Source organism: Geobacillus stearothermophilus ATCC 12980, assembly GCF_030369615.1.
In the GTDB taxonomy this organism is placed as follows: domain Bacteria; phylum Bacillota; class Bacilli; order Bacillales; family Anoxybacillaceae; genus Geobacillus; species Geobacillus stearothermophilus.
The window spans coordinates 830,780-845,121 of sequence record NZ_CP128494.1 but is presented as its reverse complement, the minus strand read 5'-3'; the positions used below and the strand labels follow the sequence as shown (position 1 = coordinate 845,121).

The following is a 14,342-nucleotide window of genomic DNA, read 5'->3' as shown; positions in this document are numbered from 1 at the left end:
ATGCCCTCCTCAAATGTTCCGTAGTCATCATTCATGCTTCGTCAATGCACAGCGGATGATGCGCTCTTGCTCTTTTCGGTGGACGACCGGATCGCCTTCCGCCGGGCTGGCCCGCCGGCGCCGCCCAATGTAGCTGACATCGACACCCTCTGGAGCCAACGCCCGCAGGCGCGGTTCCATATACAGCCATGCCCCCATGTTTTTCGGTTCTTCTTGCACCCAGACGAGCTCTTTGACGTTCGGATAGCGGGCGATGATGTCTCTCACCGCTTCTTCCGGGAACGGATACAGCTCTTCAATGCGCACGATATGCAGCCAGTCAAGACCTTCCATTTTGCCGATTTGTTCCGCCAAATCGATCATCAATTTTCCGGTGCCAAACACGATGCGTTCCACTTTGCCAGCGTCAGCGCCCAATCCCGGCTGTTCGAGCACCGGCGAGAACGCGCCGTCAACGAACGCTTCCGCATCCGACGCCGCCAGCGGATGGCGGAGCAAGCTTTTTGGCGTCATAATGATGAGCGGACGCACTTCTTCTCTTGTCAACAGCGCCGCCTGCCGCCGCAAAATATGGAAATATTGCGCGGCCGTCGATAAGTTGGCAACCGTCCAGTTGTTTTCCGCCGCCAGCTGCAAAAAGCGCTCGACGCGGCCGCTTGAATGTTCAGGGCCTTGCCCTTCGTAGCCGTGCGGCAAGAGCATGACAAGCCCGGATTTTTGCCCCCATTTCGCCCGGCCGGATGAAATGAATTGATCAAACATCACTTGCGCCATGTTGGCGAAGTCGCCAAATTGCGCTTCCCAAAGCACGAGCGTCTCCGGCGCGTAAACGTTGTATCCGTATTCATAGCCGAGCACGGCGGCTTCCGTCAGCGGGCTGTTGTACACGACAAACGACGCTTTGGCGCCGCTGATGTGGTGAAGCGGCACATACTCTTTACCGGTTTTCACGTCATGGAGCACCAAATGGCGCTGCGCAAACGTGCCGCGCTGCGAATCTTGCCCGGTCAAGCGGATCGGCACGCCGTCTTGCAAAATCGTGGCGAACGCCAAAATTTCCGCGTGCGCCCAATCGACTTTGCCGTTTTGCGCAAACACGCCGCTTCGCCGTTTTAAAATGCGCTCAAGCTTGTTAAAGACGTTGAATCCGTCCGGAAACTGCAACAATTCTTCGTTCACCCGATGGAGCACGTCTTTCGCCACGCTTGTTTTCACTTCCGGCAGCCGATCGACGACCGGTTTGGGCGGATCCATGATGAAATCAAGCTCGTCTTCGTTTTTCGGCACCCGCTCGTAGGCGATTTTCAGCCGTTCCGCCACCTCTTGCTCCATTTCGTCGACTTCCCGCTCGGTGATGATCCCTTTTTCCATCAATTTTTGCGCATACAGCCGGCGTACGGTCGGATGTTGGTTGATGATCGCGTACATCGTCGGGTTCGTCGCCATCGGCTCATCCATTTCATTATGACCGAAACGGCGGTAACCGATTAGGTCAATGACAAAGTCTTTTTTAAACCGCTGGCGGTAGGCAAACGCCAAGCATGCGGCCGCCAAACAAGCCTCCGGGTCGTCGGCATTGACGTGCACAATCGGCACCTCAAACCCTTTCGCCATATCGGAAGCATACGTCGTCGAGCGTGAATCGTAACTCTCCGTCGTAAAGCCAATCATGTTGTTGGCGATGATATGGATCGTCCCGCCGGTCGTATAGCCGCGCAGCTGGCTTAAGTTGAGCGTTTCCGCGACGATCCCTTGTCCCGGGAACGCGGCATCGCCGTGAATCAAGATGGCAAACGACGCATCAGTATTTTGCACCGGCACGCCTGGTTTTGTCCGATCTTCTTGCGCGGCGCGCGTGTAGCCAAGCACAACCGGATTGACCACTTCGAGATGGCTTGGGTTGTTAGCGAGCGTAATCCGCATCGTATGCACGCTTTTATTGCGAAGGCGGCGCGCCGCCCCCAAATGGTATTTCACGTCGCCCGTCCATCCGTAGGTGATGGCCACCGCTCCTTCAGATGGAATAAAGTTTTTGCTCTCTGCATGCTGAAACTCGGCGAAAATCATTTCGTACGGCTTGCCGAGCACATGGGCAAGCACATTCAGCCGGCCGCGGTGCGCCATGCCGATGTTGACGGCGTCGATTTCATGTTCGATCGCTTGGCGGACGAGCTCATCCAAAAGCGGCACCATGGAATCAAGCCCTTCGATCGAAAACCGTTTTTGCCCGACATACGTCCGGTGGATGAACTTTTCAAACCCTTCCACTTCCGTCAGGCGGCGCAACAAAGCAACCCGCTCTTTGTTCGCCAGGCTCGGATAGTACGCTCCGGACTCAATTTGCTGGATGAGCCAGTTCCTTTCTTCTAGATTATGTACTTGCGAGAATTCAAACGCGATTTTGTCCGTGTAAATTTTGCGCAAATGCAAGATGGCGTCCCAGCCGTTTTTGACATGCGCCGGAGCGTGGGGACAAAGAAACGCGACCGGAATGCGCTTTAAATCCTCTTCCGTTAAATCGTATTCGTCAAGCTCCAAGCGGCGCAGCTCTTTCTCCTTTTTGACAAGCGGATTCGTATCAGCAGCCAGATGGCCGTAATGGCGAATGCTGTCCGCCAGCTTGACGGCAGCGACAAGCTTGCTGAAAATCGTCGGCGTCTCCGGCAGCCGGAACGTTTGATGCGTTTTGGCCGCCTCGTCATCCGCAGAAGAAACCGGTTCTTCCAAAACCGGCGCCCCCCACTGTTCGAACAATTGTTTCAGTTCCAGGTCGATGCTGTTAGGGTCATCGAGGTACTGTTCATACATGTCGATGACATAACCGAGGTTCGGCCCGTAAAACTGGCTCCACGGTTGAGCGTAGTTCGTCTGTTTTGCCATCTTGAAAAAACCTCCACCTTGTTTTCGCATCGTTCGGGCTGGAAACAGCTATGCATGAAAGTCCTCATTTCGCTGCCAGCATCCCCAAACGTACAGCAAAATAAAAGTATAAACGTTTTCAATGTTTATTTTAGCACTATCGCCCACTAAAATCGACGAAGAAGCTGAAAAAATTTCACTATTGTATGAATACAAAAAAAAGATCGTGACTGCACGACGGCGGGACATTCATGATTTTAAGTAAACGCCGACCGACATTCATCTCCCGCTTATTTTGGACTGCACCCTGTACAAAGCGAAAGTGAAAGTCTCCTATTCGAAAATGATTGAACGCCTCTTGCCTGCGCAAACGTTTAGCGGTGGGAGATTCTTTGGAACAACCGCTCCACGACAGGCTTGCCAGCCAAGCCATCCTCGTGTGTCCCACGGTTCCGTTGTCTTACGAAGACAGCAAGCGAAATCCTTCTTTTTTTGGGCGGCGTTAGGGAACATCCTTGATGCTTCATCCCCCACTTACGCACGCGGAAATGGGAGCCTTCTCGGCTAGAGATGATAAAAAAGGCGCCCCGTTGCCGCTAGGACACCTTCTATTTTTTATGAAATCTTAAACTTCTCAACCAGTTGTTTCAACTGCCGGCTCATTTCGCTTAACGCCTCCGCCGATTCGGTCACCGTCGAAAGCGCCTGCAACTGATCATCAGCCGAAGCAGCCACTTCTTCCGCCGCTGCCGCTGCTTGTTGGGCGATGGCGGCGATGTTTTGCATCGCTCCGACGACATCGTCTTTGCTCGCGTTCATCCGCTTTGCTTCCTCCATAATCCCAGCAAGCGCATCAGCCACTTGCTCCATCATGCCAGTGATTTTGACAAATGAATCGCCGGTCGTGTGCACCGCTTCCCGCTGTTCGTTGTACGCCTGCTTGGAGCGGCGGACCGCCTCCATCACCAGCCCGGCTTGCTGCTGGATGGCGGCGATCGTCGCGCGGATCATCTCCGTCGCTTTCGCGGATTGTTCGGCCAGCTTGCGCACTTCATCAGCGACAACGGCAAACCCTTTCCCATGCTCGCCAGCCCGCGCCGCCTCGATGCTGGCGTTTAACGCCAGCAAATTCGTCTGTCCGGAAATGGCCGTGATCGTTTGAATGACACCGTCAATTTCATCCATCTTTTTCACAAGGTCGCTAATGACATTTTCTACAGACTCGAGTTCATTTTTCGCTTCCTCCGATTTTTTCTGCAAAATGTTTAAATGCTCCAAGCCGTCGTAGCTCGCGGTTTTCGTTTCATCGGACAGCGACTCCATGCCAGCCGTCGCATTCGCAACCGCTTCGATTTGCTGCGACAGCGCTGTTGTCCGCTCATTGATCGTATCAAGGCTTCCTGCTTGATCGGTCGTTCCTTTGGCGATTTCGCTGATCGCTTTGGCCACTTGTTCGCTTGTCGCCATCGTTTCCTCTGAGACGGCGCTTAAATGATCAGCCGAGGCGGCCAGCTCGTTGACCGATCGGTTCACTTCGCCGATCAGCGCGCGCATATGATCGATCATCTCGTTAAAATGGCGGGCGAGGCGGCCAATCTCATCTTTGGCAGTGATGCGCGCGTGCACCGTCAAGTCGCCGCCCGCCGCCTTTTCGACTTGCTCTTGCAGCGCCACAATCGGCTTGGTGATTGAGCGCGCTAAGAAATAAACGACGACCAAAGCGACGATAAACGCAATCACCGTAATGACAAGCATGGTTGCTCCGAGCGAGCGGCTCATCGCGGATAAATTGCTTTCTCTATAGACAGCGCCGACTTTCCAGCCAAGCTCTGGAATCGTAGTGAAGTAAATCACCCGCCGTTCGCCGTCTTGCTCATATTCGTGCATTCCTTTTTCATGCTCGAGCATGTAGCGGACCGTCGCGTTTTTCGCCATGTTTTTCCCCTTGTATTGTGGGTGGACGACCGCCGTCCCCTTCGCGTCAAACAGCACCGGATAGCCGTTATAGCCGACGTCGCTCGCATTGACGATTCTTGTCACCGCATCGAGCGTCATATCGATGCCGATGACCGCAGCAATGCGGCCGTTTTCGCTCACCGCTTTGGCCAACGTCACAACGTGCTTGCCGGTAATCGCATCGACGTACGGTTCGGTCCACACCACTTCATCCGGCCGCTTCATCGCCGCTTTATACCACGGGCGGCTCGTCGGATCGTATCCGTCCGGGAGCTCTGTCATCGGCGATATATACATTTTCTTCTGCTCGGTGCCAATATAGATGAATTGCACATTCTCATGCAGGCGCAAAAACGTGCGGAACTGTTTCTCAAGCTGCAGCCACATTTTTTCATCTTGAACCATTTGCAAAGCCAACGGCGATTCACTGAATTGCACTAAGCTATTCTCCTCACTTTGAAAACTGTCGCGAATATCGCCGAGCAGTCCGTCAAGCGCCGTCTGCGCCCGCTGTTTCACGTCAGCATCCACCATCTTCCGCATTTGCACAACCCCAACGAGTTGTGTTGCTGCCAATGAAATCACTAACAATAAAGCCATCAAGACGATCAATTTGCTGCGCAATGTCCGGAACACTCTCTATTTCTCCCCTCTGTTTCCTCTTTTTGTCGAACCACGTCCATTATAATTATAAAAGGACAATCGTCCTGCGTCTATAGGATGAGCTTCTTATTCATACATAGAGAGCCGCGCCTGTGGGACATTAAACGTAGGCAGGTGAACCACAATGGGCGCGATTGAACATGAGGGCTATATATTTGAGATCGAATACAGCGTCTTGCTGCAAAAAGGGGCGCTGCACGTTTATCGCGACGGTGAATTGATTGAGGAAATTGAGTTTGCATTTTGCGGCGAAAAGCCCGATGAACAGCAAATTGAAGCGCTTGTGAGCGAGTATGTCGAGCAAAAAACCTCCGGCCGCTGTTAGTTGTCGGAGGCTTTTCTTGCCATTTTTTCACGTTTTCCGTTATGATGAGGGTAAAAAAGCAAGGGGGATCAGCATGTACGATAAACATTTATACACCCGTGGTGCTAGTTGAGCTTTAGCGCTCAACTAGCCCAAGTGTAACCAGGGAATAAGCTAACAATATACCGTCTAGTGCCACTTCAAATCCGATAATCGAATTGGCTCGGATCCCCGTGATGCGATAGTGGTCAACCAGAACCGAGAACACCGTCTCGATCACTTTGCGTTTTTGTTGGATCCACTGCTCCCATGTCTCAGACGCACGATGTTTCTGGTTTTTTCGAGACGGAGTCCAAAGCGCCATTTGGTATTCTTCGTACAGCCTTTTTTGCAAGTCACGGCTAATGAATCCTTTGTCCCCGAAGTTATACGGGTGGGGAATTTGGGTCATCACGCTTTCGGCTGCGATTCGATCGTGGCAAGATGCTTCCGTCACCACATACCCCATTGGCAGCCCTTGATCGGTCACTTGAAGGTGCAGCTTCAACCCGTAGTACCATTGCTTTTTGGAAGCGCAATACCCGATGTCGGCGATCTCTTGAAACCGTTTGACGCGATGCATTCTTGCCGTATGGCACAATGGGAGCGGCAAGCTGTCCACGACGGCATAGGCATGATGTTGGCCGCGTTTTGCTCACGACGGCGATCCATTTGATAGCGAAGCCAAGCGCCCGGCAGCGGCGGTTATACCGGGAACGTTCGAGAAACGAGCCGTTTGTGAACAAATTTCCCGTGACAAAACGATGCCACGCCCGTTTAGAAGTAAAACCGAGCAGCTTTCCTAAAAGATGAATGGCGATGATGACAGCGTCCTCTTGCTTGACCAAATGGCGATTTCGACGATGAAGATGCACCTGAATGCATGAAAGTTGAGCAGAAACAAAAACGAAAATGGCGGCATATTGCTTTTGAATCTTTGCTTGATCTGTAGTAAAATGAAAGTGCTCTTGCATAGGGATCGGTACCGTCAAGAATTTTGTGTAATGTAAATGGGGTAGGGTTTCTCTGAAATGGATTTGAATTGATAGGGGACTGATTTTCTCCACACAGGAGACTGAATATTCAGTCTCCTGTGTGGAAAGGGAGAATCCCCCTATTTTGTTTATTTACAGCATTTGGTTAATGATAACGTTCTTCAAACATTCGCTCGAGGGCTTCCTGCGCTTCGGCAAATCCTCTTAACTTTCGCCCTGCCCATTTCTCATTAAAATCTTGAATGGTTAAATACACGACTTTTTCCGCGGCTTCTAAACTGCTCAAACTGTTCATCGGCTTTAGACGTTTCCGAATCTCTTTGATCGTTCGTTCGATGACATTCGTCGTGTAAATCACACTTCGAATACTGCTTGGATAATCCATAAATGTAAGGAGGACATCCAACTCATTGGCCCAAGATTGAACTTCTCTTGGATATTTGCTGGACCATTTCGACTCAAACTGTTGAAACATTTGTAACGCCATCTCCTTATTCGGCGCGCGATAAATCAGCTTGAGATCCTCGGCCACTTCGAATTGGTCTTTTTTCCGAACACGGCTGAGGGTGTTGCGGACTTTGTGCACGACACAGCGCTGCACATCGGCTTTCGGATACACCGACTTAAAGGCTTCCTCCAGCCCCGGAAGGCCATCGAAGACGCCAAGAAGCACTTCCTTGACGCCTCTTTGGTAGAGGTGTTGAAGAATTTCCTGCCATACATAGGCGCTTTCTTGTCCTCCCACAAAGAAATCAAGAATTTCGCGATATCCTTCTTCGTTCACCCCTAACACCACATAAATGACTTCTTTCTCCACGGTTTTGCGACGAAGTTTTACGTATAAACCATCCAAATATAAGACGGAATAACGCTTGTGCAGTGGACGAGTGTGCCATTTCTCGATGTCTTCCTTCACTACATCGGTAATACGGCTGATCGTTGCAGGAGAATAGGCATTGCCTAAAATTCGTTCAATAAACTTGCCAATTTCACGCGTACTCATGCCACTTTGATACATCCTGATGATGGCTTCCTCAAGCCAGCCGGTGTGCCGTTGGTAAGGGGCAAACAACTGCGTTTGAAATTCCCCGTTTCGGTCTCTTGGAACCAAAAGACCCTCAATCCGGCCATATTGCGTATCTAGATTTCGCTGATAGTAGCCGTTTCTCATATTCGGCGTTCCAGCCTGTTCGATTTCAAGGAAATGTTTGATTTCTTCCCGCATAATCAGTTCTAATTTTTCTTTTACAAACTGACGAATGGCATTTTCCAGTTGATTTGCCCAGTCTACATTCGGTATACTTTTAGACATAGGTAGGGTTCTCCTTTCTCTAAGATTTTTGGTCCAATCAGAGAATACCCTACCTTTTTTCTTTTGTTCTAGCAAAATGCTTTACACAAAATTTTATACATCATCGTTTGAACTGAGTTTAAGAATTTCGTTTCAATGTACATATCTATCCTGAAAACACCATTTAAGACAAAAAACGGAGCCCACCTAGCCTTCGGAATCGGATTCCAAAGGAAGGTATTTCAGTATATATATGGTTAATAAGTGCTATGCACTCGTTTTTTCCAGTTTCACTTCGTACCCTAACCCCTCTAATCGTTTCACCGTTTGACGCACGATGCTCGCTTCTCGCTGCCGATCCCAGTAGTCGGCTCCCAACTCTCTATACGGTTCCTTTCGAGTTAAGATGTAATAGATCATTTCTAAAATCGTTCTCCCGACCGCGACACTCGCTCGATTCGCTCCTCTTCGTTTGGCGATCCGATGATACTTGGCCGATAGGTACGTGTTCTTCGTTCGGGCGGCGGCACGGGCGCATTCCACGAGGCACGACCTCAGCTTCTTGTTCCCTTTCCTCGTTCGACCTGACAACCGTTTCCCTGCACTCTCATGATTCCCGGGAGCCATTCCGGCCCATGAGGCCAAGTGCGCGGCGGTAGGGAACCGGCTCATGTCCGTCCCGATTTCCGCTACAATTTGTTCCGCGCTTTGCCGCCCCACTCCCGGGATCGTATCGATGAGCTCCAGCGCTTCATGAAAAGGGCTCGTTCGTTCCTCGATTTCTCGATCCAACCGGGCAATCGCTTCATCTAAATACTCCACATGACGCCATTGCTCGGCCAGCATCATGCGTTGATGCGGCCCCATCACTCCTTTCAACGCGCGCCGGAGCTCTTCCGTTTTTTGTTTCAGCCGCCCTTTGGCGAGCTGGGCGAGGGCCGCCGGATCGTCTTTTCCTTCGATAAGGGCGCGAATGATGAGCCGGGCCGACATCCCGTTGATGTCGGATACGACCGAAGAAAGCTTGATATTGGCTCCTTCCAGCACTTTTTGGATGCGGTTGAGCTCCCGTGCCCGTTCCTCGATCAAACTGCGCCGATAACGGACCAGTTCCCGGAGCTCCCGCTGAGCTCGATGAGGGATGTAACTCCCTTTTAGCAATCCATGGCGAAGCAAGTCCGCGATCCATTCGGCATCTTTGACATCGGTCTTTCGCCCGGGAACCGCTTTGATGTGTTGGGCATTGACGACAAGCACTTCGATCGGCTCTGCTTCGAGGAGATTATACACTGGCTTCCAATATACGCCCGTCGACTCCATGGCAACGTGCGTCACCTTTTTTTCTTTCAGCCAATCCACCAACTCCTCGAGATCGTCGGTCAGCGTACCAAACGTGCGAATCTCTTTTCCTTCAGGGGTAAGGGCGCAAGCCGTAATCGATTGCTTATGCACGTCCAATTCGCAACAGCGTTCATACAAGACGCGCATCGGTCTTCCTCCCTGCTTCGTTCTCAAAAACAGCTAGTGCAGCAGTCTTTGTTCAAGCATTCTATCCTGCGTGCTTCCCTCAAGGGAGCGACATTCCGTGGTGCACCAGACTACTGGGGTCCGTCTATATATCGGACTTTTACGTACCATAGATACAACGACCTCATGACCCCAGCTGCAAGGAGACCATTCGACAGAAGGTTGTTTTCATCCTCCCGATGGTGACGAAATTTTTTTGTCATGGGAGTCTATATAAAAAATTTTACAAGCGGACTGAAAAATATAAAATCGAATGAGTGAAAGAAACCATGATGCCCCATCGGAACCATTCGCTGAGGATTTGTTGCCGCATGAACCGGAAAAAGAAATAGAGGTTTCTTTAGCGCGGGGAGCAAAAAATCCTCGTCTTTAAACATGTGCAGGCGAAAGAAATGCGTCAAACGATGTTATTGACGGTTGTTTGTTATTATGTTTTTCAGTTGTTCCGTTATTTGACTTATATTAGAACAACTATTTCTGAAATTGCAACGGTGATTTTTTTAGTAAACGGTTACAAATAAAAATGTTGACATTTATTTTAACTTTTTCATCGATATGTTGAAAAATAGATGGGAAAGGCGTATGTTATATACTGTAGATGAGCAAATTCACTGACATAAATTGACAACTAAACAAAAAAGGAGACATGAACCGGACTCCTTGGGTAAAATAGATGTGTTCAAAACCCATTCACACAAGGAGGTTCATGTCTCATGAATAGATTAGCACATCACCAAGGAATCCACAAGTTTTTCTTCACGCTGGGGTTGACGCTGCAGCTTTCCAAACCGGTCATCAAGCATCTCATTCATATTGTCGATGCCTTGACCACCAAGGGATTCTCGGGAACATTGACTGATATTCATTACTGGAGCTTTCATCCGAATCATCGAACGACGCTCCGTCACTTTTTCACGAAAAGCCCTTGGAACGAGGAAAGGCTGCTTGGGAAGCTTCAAGAGTGGATCCTTTCCCAGGTCGAACGACTGGCCAAACGGAAGAATCAACCCCTTTTTGTTTCGATTGATGATACGATTTGCCAAAAAACGAAGCCTTCGTCACGGGCTGTGCACGCCATTCAAGGGTGCGACTGGCACTACTCGCATAAAGATCATCAATCGGTCTGGGGGCATTCGCTCGTTTGGCTGATGGTGCACACCTTCACGCAGGCGTTCCCATTTGCGTTCCGCCTGTATGACAAGAAAGCGGGAAAAAGCAAGATCGACCTGGCGATCGAGATGCTTTCCTCGCTCAAGGTGAAGCGGGCTCAGCCGGTGTATGTGCTCATGGATTCGTGGTATCCGTCCAAAAAGCTCATCGAAGCCTGTCTGAAACAGGGATTCCATGTCATCGCGATGCTCAAGGCGAACCGGATTCTTTATCCGAAAGGCATCGCCGTCCAAGCCAAGCAGTTCGCCCGCTATATCGAGCCCCAAGACACCCGCCTCGTCACGGTGGGTCAGGAGCATTACCGCGTGTATCGCTATGAGGGGGCCATCCATGGCCTCGATGACGCGGTGGTGCTGCTGGCTTGGAAGGCGGATCAGCCGATGACACCGGAACATCTCCATTGCGTCTTGAGCACCGACCGGGAGCTCGGGGACGAAGACATCTTGCGTTACTACGCCCAGCGCTGGACGATCGAATGCTTTTTCCGGCAGGCGAAAGATCAACTGAAGCTGGATGGATACCGCGTTCACCACGTTCGGGCGGTGAAACGGTATTGGGCGGTGGTGCTGCTCTCCTGCGTGTACAGCATCGCCGAATCCCGACAAAACCTCTCCACCGGGCTGGAGCTTCTTCGGTCGCGGAAAGGCCACAGCGTCGTTGAGTTCATTTATGACGCTGCGAAGCAAGGAATTCCCATTGATGTGATCAAAAAAACAGCTCCGTATCGCGTAAGGGGTACCCTGTTTGTCTCTTAAGGCATGGGAATTATTGTAATGAAAAATGCTCATCTACAGTTATATATCGTAAATAATGTGAAAAAAATCACAAAGTAAATGAAAGAGAAGTGTCGGAGAGATGGAAGCAGTTCAAAAATGTAAAGAGTTAGCTTTAAAAAAACGCGCCATTCTAGATCGCTCTCTTGTTCAATATATGATGCGGGCTGCTTTGGCAGGGGTGTACATCGGATTTGCGCTTGTTCTTTGTTTTCGTGTAGGGGAATTTTTCCGTGAAGCGAATTCTCCTGCTACGTATTTAGTAAGCGGTATTTTTTTCGGAATCGCCTTAGTATTAATTATGTATGGTGAGGCAGAACTATTTACTGGCAATACGATGTATTTTACAATCAGCACCTTGCAAAAAGAAACGACAATCAAAGATATGTTGCGAAATTGGCTTGCATGTTATACCGGCAATTTATTAGGAGCTGTGTTTTTTGCTTTTCTTATTTCGCAATCCGGCGTTTTTGATCATATTTCACAAGATCACTTATTATTTCTTGTGGCGGAGAAAAAAATACACGCAACAACGATGCAGCTCTTTTTTAAAGGAATTCTCTGTAACTGGCTTGTTTGTTTAGCGATTTTTATTCCAATGCAAATGAAAGAGGATATGGCAAAAGTTTTTTCGATGATTCTTATTGTTTTTATCTTTTTTGCCTCTGGATACGAACACTCCATTGCCAATTTAGGCCTGTTTTCCCTTGCATTAGCCCTCCCTCATCCAGCGGCGATCGACCTAGCAGGAGTAATACATAACATTATTCCTGTTACACTAGGCAATATTGTCGGTGGCGCCTTATTTATGGGAGCATTGTATACGTATTTGACATCGCAAAACGAAGTTCACGTTTCAGACAAATAACCCATTGGATATTTGTTTCATAAAAAGAAAATATTAGATTCATCACCAAAAGATGTACTTGACTTTTAAAGACAAACGTGATAGCAATGTTGCTCAAAGAGACGTGTGGTATAAAAAGGAAAAATGCTGTTTTGATTTTCTCTATCATAATCGTCTTTCTTTGTCAAGTACACTTTGTGGTGAAGAGCCAATTTTTTACAATTAGAGATTATATTACAATGAAACTATTTAATCAATGTTTTACTAAAAAATTTTTTGCATTAACCAATAATTTAGTCTAATCGAACTTATATTTATGAAACTTATTTCTGAAATGTGATTAACGAATCATTACTATATAGACTCCCATGACAAAAAAATTTCGTCACCATCGGAAGGATGAAAACAACCTTCTGTCGAATGGTCTCCTTGCAGCTGGGGTCATGAGGTCGTTGTATCTATGGTACGTAAAAGTCCGATATATAGACGGACCCCAGTAGTCTGGTTCACTACGGAATGTCGCTCCTTTGGAATCAAATTCCGAAGGCTAGGCGGGTTCCGTTTTTTTGTCTTAAATGGTGTTTTCAGGATAGACGGCGGTAACATCCTTCGCTTTTATCGGTTGTACGTCATTGCCTGCCGCCTCTAAAATAGAATAGGAAATCGAATATCCATTGTAATGGAACGTGGCGTATTCTCCATCGACCATCTTTTTATAAAAGTTTGTCTCCAAAATGGTATTCTCTGTTTCCTCCTCCCTGCCATCCATCATTTTCGACAGACAAAGTTCGACATGATTTTTCATTTTCTTCGGAAGCTTTTGCGAGTAAACCAATTTGTATGTGAAATGGAGAAAGAGTCCTAAACGAAGATTGCCAGTGGTTGCTTGCGATGGTGATCTTGATCACTTAGCGAAAGGCTGTAAACGATCGTTTTATTTGAACACCAAGCTACCCGCTTTCCGTGAAAATCCCGTCGGCAAGCGGTGATTTTCATCCCCGGGTCGAGGGCAAACTTGTCCATGGACCTTTCTTGGCGCTTTTTCTAGGTTTCGGTTATGATGAGGGTAAAACGAACGAAAGGGGGATCAGCATGTACGATAAACATTTATACGTCTTTGACGGCAACACCCCGCGCGAAGCGGTCATCCGCAACTATACGACAGACGACTTTGCTGATCTCATCCGCGTGCAGCAAGAAAGTTTAGAAGACGAAGAATCGCTCAACCATGCCGTGTTAATGGAATGGCGCAATCCGTTCAAGCAAAAACAAGGACACAATTGACAGAAACGAAAAAAAGGAATCACCCGCATCGGCCGCGAACTAAGAAAAGGAGAACGACCGACGGAAAGGAATCGCGGCCGATGAAATCGATTTTGTATAGTGATCCGCTTGCTCCTTTGCTTATTCGCAATGAATTGTTTTCCCTGCTGCCAGCGCACATTTCCCGTTTGACCGTCGTTTGCATCGGCAGCAACCGCATTAACGGCGACAGCTTAGGGTCGTTCGTCGGCACGCTGCTGGAAAACGCTTATCCGGATCATTTGACCGTCATCGGTAACTTAGAAAGCCTGTCGATGCAACGAACATCCGTCGTGTTTCCGAGCGGCTGCAACACGAGCGCGGAGCGTATGTGGTGGTAATCGACAGCATCGTCGGCCCGCAGCCGTTTGTCCATACGATCGCCATCCGCCCTGGCGCCCTTTCCCCTGGCACGGCGCTCGGCAAATCACTGCCACCGGTCGGAGACATCAGCGTCATGGGAGTCATGATGGAGGACACGGCCGATGTAAGCGCGCTTCCGTATACGAATTTGCACATCGCTATCGGCCTTTCGCTTACGGTCCGGCAGCGGTATGGCTATGAATCGTCGACGCCGCTGGTGGCATAACGCAAAACGAAAAAAGCGCGGCGAACG

Annotated in this window: 8 protein-coding genes and 2 pseudogenes; 5 read left to right on the top strand and 5 right to left on the bottom strand. The window is 49.3% G+C overall.

Going from position 1 to position 14,342, the window contains the following annotated elements:
- Positions 1–27: 27 nt before the first annotated feature.
- Positions 28–2,880, bottom strand: coding sequence for a 2-oxoglutarate dehydrogenase E1 component (locus QSJ10_RS04565; RefSeq protein ID WP_049625282.1), 2,853 nt, complete (start codon positions 2,878–2,880; stop codon positions 28–30).
- 594 nt (positions 2,881–3,474) lie between these two features.
- Positions 3,475–5,451 carry a methyl-accepting chemotaxis protein gene (locus tag QSJ10_RS04560; RefSeq protein ID WP_064213556.1) on the bottom strand — a complete coding sequence of 659 codons (1,977 nt, stop codon included), beginning with the start codon at positions 5,449–5,451 and terminating at the stop codon, positions 3,475–3,477.
- Positions 5,452–5,602: 151 nt separating this feature from the next.
- Here QSJ10_RS04560 and QSJ10_RS04555 point away from each other — a divergent pair, with 151 nt between their 5' ends.
- Entirely contained in the window at positions 5,603–5,803 is a 201-nt protein-coding gene (locus QSJ10_RS04555; protein ID WP_014195319.1) for a YbxH family protein, read from the top strand.
- A gap of 115 nt (positions 5,804–5,918) precedes the next feature.
- Here the strand turns inward: QSJ10_RS04555 and QSJ10_RS04550 are convergent.
- The 3 genes and pseudogenes from QSJ10_RS04550 to QSJ10_RS04540 all read right to left on the bottom strand — a co-directional run bounded on the left by QSJ10_RS04550 (position 5,919) and on the right by QSJ10_RS04540 (position 9,595).
- Positions 5,919–6,795, bottom strand: a pseudogene (locus QSJ10_RS04550) (IS982 family transposase).
- Between the two features lie 166 nt (positions 6,796–6,961).
- Positions 6,962–8,128 carry an IS256 family transposase gene (locus QSJ10_RS04545; protein ID WP_055358127.1) on the bottom strand — a complete coding sequence of 389 codons (1,167 nt, stop codon included), beginning with the start codon at positions 8,126–8,128 and terminating at the stop codon, positions 6,962–6,964.
- A 246-nt stretch (positions 8,129–8,374) separates the two neighbouring features.
- A complete protein-coding gene (locus QSJ10_RS04540; protein ID WP_289493460.1) occupies positions 8,375–9,595 on the bottom strand; it encodes an IS110 family RNA-guided transposase in 1,221 nt (406 codons plus the stop codon).
- 752 nt (positions 9,596–10,347) lie between these two features.
- Here QSJ10_RS04540 and QSJ10_RS04535 point away from each other — a divergent pair.
- The 4 genes and pseudogenes from QSJ10_RS04535 (at position 10,348) to yyaC (ending at position 14,315) form a co-directional block, all read left to right on the top strand.
- Complete coding sequence (locus QSJ10_RS04535; RefSeq protein WP_289493459.1) at positions 10,348–11,559, top strand: IS701 family transposase; 1,212 nt, start codon at positions 10,348–10,350, stop codon at positions 11,557–11,559.
- Between the two features lie 100 nt (positions 11,560–11,659).
- Positions 11,660–12,445 (top strand): formate/nitrite transporter family protein, encoded by a 786-nt coding sequence (locus tag QSJ10_RS04530; RefSeq protein WP_033017461.1) that lies wholly within the window; start codon positions 11,660–11,662, stop codon positions 12,443–12,445.
- A gap of 1,071 nt (positions 12,446–13,516) precedes the next feature.
- Positions 13,517–13,708, top strand: coding sequence for a hypothetical protein (locus QSJ10_RS04525; protein WP_033017367.1), 192 nt, complete (start codon positions 13,517–13,519; stop codon positions 13,706–13,708).
- An 80-nt stretch (positions 13,709–13,788) separates the two neighbouring features.
- Positions 13,789–14,315, top strand: a pseudogene (gene yyaC, locus QSJ10_RS15550) (spore protease YyaC).
- The last annotated feature ends 27 nt before the right edge of the window (positions 14,316–14,342 follow it).